Here is a 3,778-nt window from a genome sequence, read left to right as displayed (position 1 = left end):
AGTACTACACGGCCGCTGCCAGCCGGCAAGGTGTAAATAGTTTCCTGCTGCAGTGTTAAGGGCGTGTCGGCTAAACGTTCAATCTGCCAATAGCTAAAGGCGGTGGCGAGTCCTGCGACTACCACTGCACCTGCGAGAATTTTCTTCATTCGAGTCATGATGCTTCCATCGTCGGGCAACTGGCGCGCAGTTGCTGATACAGCGAGCGTGCGCTAAACGAAACGTCGTCAATTTGTCGCACGGGTAAAACGGGCATCAGAGCGTTGCATATCACCACTTCATCAGCGTTCAACACGTCGTCCCTGCTGCCATCAATCAGCTGACAAGTCTGGCCATTCGCGGCCATCTGCGCCATCAGATAACGACGCATAATGCCATCCACGCCAGCCTGCTCAAGCTTCGGCGTAAAGACGATATTGCCTTTGCGCCAGAATAAATTGGCCGCACAGCATTCCACCACCGTCCCGTTAGTGTCAAGCACCAGCGCCTCGTCGCCACCCGTCTGGTCAAGATGCTGGCGAATTAGCACCTGCTCAAGCCGGTTCAGGTGCTTTACGCCGGCCAGCAATGGATTGCGCGCCAGGCGTATTGGGCTGGTGTGCAGCACAGCGCCCTGCTGTTGCAACGTGGCGTAATGCTGTGGCCACGGCGAGAGGGAAAGGATGCGCGTCGGTGTTTGGCAGCCTGCGCGGCTATAACCGCGTCCGCCTGCGCCCGGTGTCAAAATCACTTTCAGCACAGCCTGCGCCTGGCCCGCAGCGGCGTGATGCATTTCTGCGGCGACTTGAGCTAGATCAGGCGCATCCATCAATAACCGTGCGCAGCCCTCTTTCAGCCGCTGCAGGTGCGCATCCAGCATGACTACATGGCCGTTAATCACCGCAGCGGTGGTAAAGCAGCCATCACCAAATTGCACTGCGCGATCGCGTGCTGAAAGCTCGGTTTGCGCTATGCCGTTTATCCACATGTTGGCCGCCTTGATTACCCCGGTAGAATATATAAAAAAGGCCCGCAATGCGGGCCTCTGTATGGCTGAGGAGCGATTAAACCTTGCGGAAGATCAGCGAGCCGTTAGTGCCGCCAAATCCGAAGGAGTTACACAAGGTGTACTCCAGTCCGCTGACCTGGCGCGCCGTATGCGGCACGAAGTCCAGATCGCAACCTTCGTCAGGATTGTCGAGGTTGATGGTCGGTGGAATCGCCTGGTCACGCAGCGCCAGAATCGAATAAATCGCTTCTACCGCGCCCGCAGCGCCCAACAGGTGGCCAGTCATCGACTTAGTAGAGCTGACCATCACACTGTGAGCCGCCGCACCAAACACCGATTTCACCGCCTGCGCTTCCGCTTTGTCACCGGCTGGCGTCGAGGTGCCGTGCGCGTTGACATAACCGATCTGCTCAGCGTTCAGCTGCGCGTCACGCAGCGCGTTAACCATCGCTGCTGCTGCACCTGAACCGTCTTCCGGAGGTGACGTCATGTGGTAAGCATCGCTGCTCATGCCGAAACCAATGATCTCAGCATAAATCTTCGCACCACGTTTCTTAGCGTGTTCGTACTCTTCCAGTACGATAATGCCAGCACCATCACCCAACACGAAACCGTCACGATCTTTATCCCATGGACGGCTTGCCGCCTGAGGATTGTCATTACGCGTGGAGAGCGCACGAGCAGCACCAAAACCACCAACGCCTAATGGCGTACTGGCTTTCTCCGCACCACCGGCCAGCATCACATCAGCATCGTTATACGCAATGATACGCGCCGCATGACCGATGTTGTGCACACCAGACGTACAGGCAGTTGCGATAGAGATGCTTGGACCTTTCAGGCCGTACATGATGGTGAGGTGACCTGCAACCATGTTGACGATGGTAGAAGGCACGAAGAATGGGCTGATTTTGCGCGGTCCACCGTTGACCAGCGAGCTGTGGTTATCTTCGATTAAACCCAGTCCGCCAATGCCAGAACCGATTGCCGCACCAATGCGACCAGCATTCTCATCGGTTACGACCAGACCGGAGTCTGCCATAGCCTGAATGCCCGCAACGATACCGTATTGGATGAAGTCATCCATCTTGCGCTGATCTTTGCGCGAGATGAAATCATCGCAATTAAAATCTCTTACTAAGCCCGCAAAACGCGTTGCATAGGCACTAGTATCAAAATGGTCGATCAGGCTAATGCCGCTCTGACCGGCAAGGAGAGCACTCCAGGTAGACTCTACGGTATTGCCGACAGGAGACAACATGCCAAGACCAGTCACAACTACACGACGCTTAGACACGCACGTCCTCCAGGGAGGGAAAAAATAACGCTATGTGGGGCATACATAAAACTCAGGCGGTCGAGGTGACCGCCTGAAGATATTCATTAGTCGTGTTGATGACTATTGATGTAATCGATCGCTGCCTGAACGGTAGTGATTTTCTCAGCTTCTTCGTCTGGAATTTCAGTATCAAACTCTTCTTCCAGAGCCATTACCAGCTCAACGGTGTCAAGAGAATCTGCACCAAGGTCTTCAACGAAAGAAGCAGTGTTAATAACTTCCTCTTCTTTAACACCCAGCTGCTCAGCTACGATTTTCTTAACGCGTTGTTCGATATCGCTCATACTATTTAATTTCCTATCAAAACTCGCTTTCGCGATGGTTTTCGTAGTGTATAAAATGTTGAAAAAGATGCAACAAAATCCCGGCTGGTCGAACCACGATTTTGCGTTATTCTGCGGTGTTTACCGCAGATAAAGCAAATGTTTTCGTGATTATCAGACCATGTACATGCCGCCATTGACATGAAGCGTCTCACCCGTGATGTAGGCTGCTTCGTCAGAGGCTAAGAATGCAACAGCATTGGCAATCTCCTGCGGGTCACCTAAACGACCTGCTGGAACTTCTGCCAAAATACCCGAACGTTGATCTTCGTTCAGTGCACGCGTCATGTCCGTCTCAATAAAGCCCGGAGCCACGACGTTTACAGTAATGCCACGTGACGCAATTTCTCGCGCCAGTGATTTGCTAAAGCCAATCAAACCTGCTTTTGCTGCCGCATAGTTTGCCTGACCCGCGTTACCCATGGTTCCAACTACAGAACCGATGGTAATGATACGGCCCACGCGTTTTTTCATCATGGCACGCATAACCGCCTTAGAAAGACGGAAGACAGATGTCAGGTTGGTATCAAGGATATCCGCCCACTCATCGTCTTTCATGCGCATCAACAGATTGTCACGCGTAATGCCTGCATTATTGACTAAAATGTCCACTTCGCCAAATTCGGCGCGAACTTGTTCGAGGACGCTCTCAATTGAGGCGGCATCAGTGACGTTCAGCAGCAGGCCTTTGCCCTTGTCGCCGAGGTAAGCACTGATTGCTTCCGCACCGCTTGCACTGGTGGCGGTTCCCACCACTTTGGCACCGCGCGCAGCCAGCGTTTCCGCAATGGCGCGACCAATTCCACGGCTTGCACCGGTAACCAGCGCTACTTTACCTTCAAAGCTCATGTTTTTCCTCTTATTCCTGTGAAAGTGCAGCACTCAGTGAAGCAGAATCGTTCACCGCAGCAGCACTCAGGCTATCCACAATACGTTTGGTCAGACCGGTCAGGACTTTACCTGGACCGACTTCCAGCAGCTGTTCAACGCCCTGCGCAGCAATAAACTCGACCGATTCGGTCCAGCGCACCGGGCTATACAGCTGACGAACCAATGCGCTTCGAATCGCAGCAGCTTCAGTTTCACACTTCACGTCGACGTTATTTACCACCGGCACCGAAGGCGCAT

At 53.4% G+C, this 3,778-nt stretch carries 5 protein-coding genes and 1 pseudogene; all 6 read right to left on the bottom strand.

The features are described from left to right. A pseudogene (locus RTY00_RS21615) lies at positions 1-158 on the bottom strand (cell division protein YceG); the annotation flags it as partial. Beyond that, complete coding sequence (gene pabC, locus RTY00_RS21610) at positions 155-967, bottom strand: aminodeoxychorismate lyase (protein WP_312666139.1); 813 nt, start codon at positions 965-967, stop codon at positions 155-157. The pseudogene RTY00_RS21615 and the gene pabC, both read right to left, overlap by 4 nt. Before the next feature lie 76 nt (positions 968-1,043). Then, positions 1,044-2,285, bottom strand: a complete 1,242-nt coding sequence (gene fabF / locus RTY00_RS21605) for a beta-ketoacyl-ACP synthase II (RefSeq protein WP_008103061.1) — start codon at positions 2,283-2,285, stop codon at positions 1,044-1,046. Positions 2,286-2,371: 86 nt separating this feature from the next. Continuing rightward, positions 2,372-2,611, bottom strand: a complete 240-nt coding sequence (gene acpP, locus RTY00_RS21600; RefSeq protein WP_312666136.1) for an acyl carrier protein — start codon at positions 2,609-2,611, stop codon at positions 2,372-2,374. A gap of 153 nt (positions 2,612-2,764) precedes the next feature. Continuing rightward, the gene (gene fabG / locus RTY00_RS21595; protein WP_007885776.1) at positions 2,765-3,499 is read right to left on the bottom strand and encodes a 3-oxoacyl-ACP reductase FabG; all 735 of its coding nucleotides are present in this window, start codon (positions 3,497-3,499) and stop codon (positions 2,765-2,767) included. 10 nt (positions 3,500-3,509) lie between these two features. Beyond that, a partial coding sequence (locus RTY00_RS21590) for an ACP S-malonyltransferase (protein WP_409519160.1) occupies positions 3,510-3,778 on the bottom strand: 269 nt, incomplete at its 5' end.

Source organism: Pantoea sp. CTOTU49201 (assembly GCF_032054795.1).
GTDB lineage: Bacteria > Pseudomonadota > Gammaproteobacteria > Enterobacterales > Enterobacteriaceae > Pantoea > Pantoea symbiotica.
Note: the sequence above shows the minus strand (reverse complement) of the source record. Positions and strands in the feature narration are given on the sequence as shown.

Bases quoted from the DNA above. Each gene is read 5' to 3' on its own strand.
- pabC (WP_312666139.1), bottom strand. From the start codon at position 967: ATGTGGATAAACGGCATAGCGCAAACCGAGCTTTCAGCACGCGATCGC.
- acpP (WP_312666136.1), bottom strand. From the start codon at position 2,611: ATGAGCGATATCGAACAACGCGTTAAGAAAATCGTAGCTGAGCAGCTG.
- fabG (WP_007885776.1), bottom strand. From the start codon at position 3,499: ATGAGCTTTGAAGGTAAAGTAGCGCTGGTTACCGGTGCAAGCCGTGGA.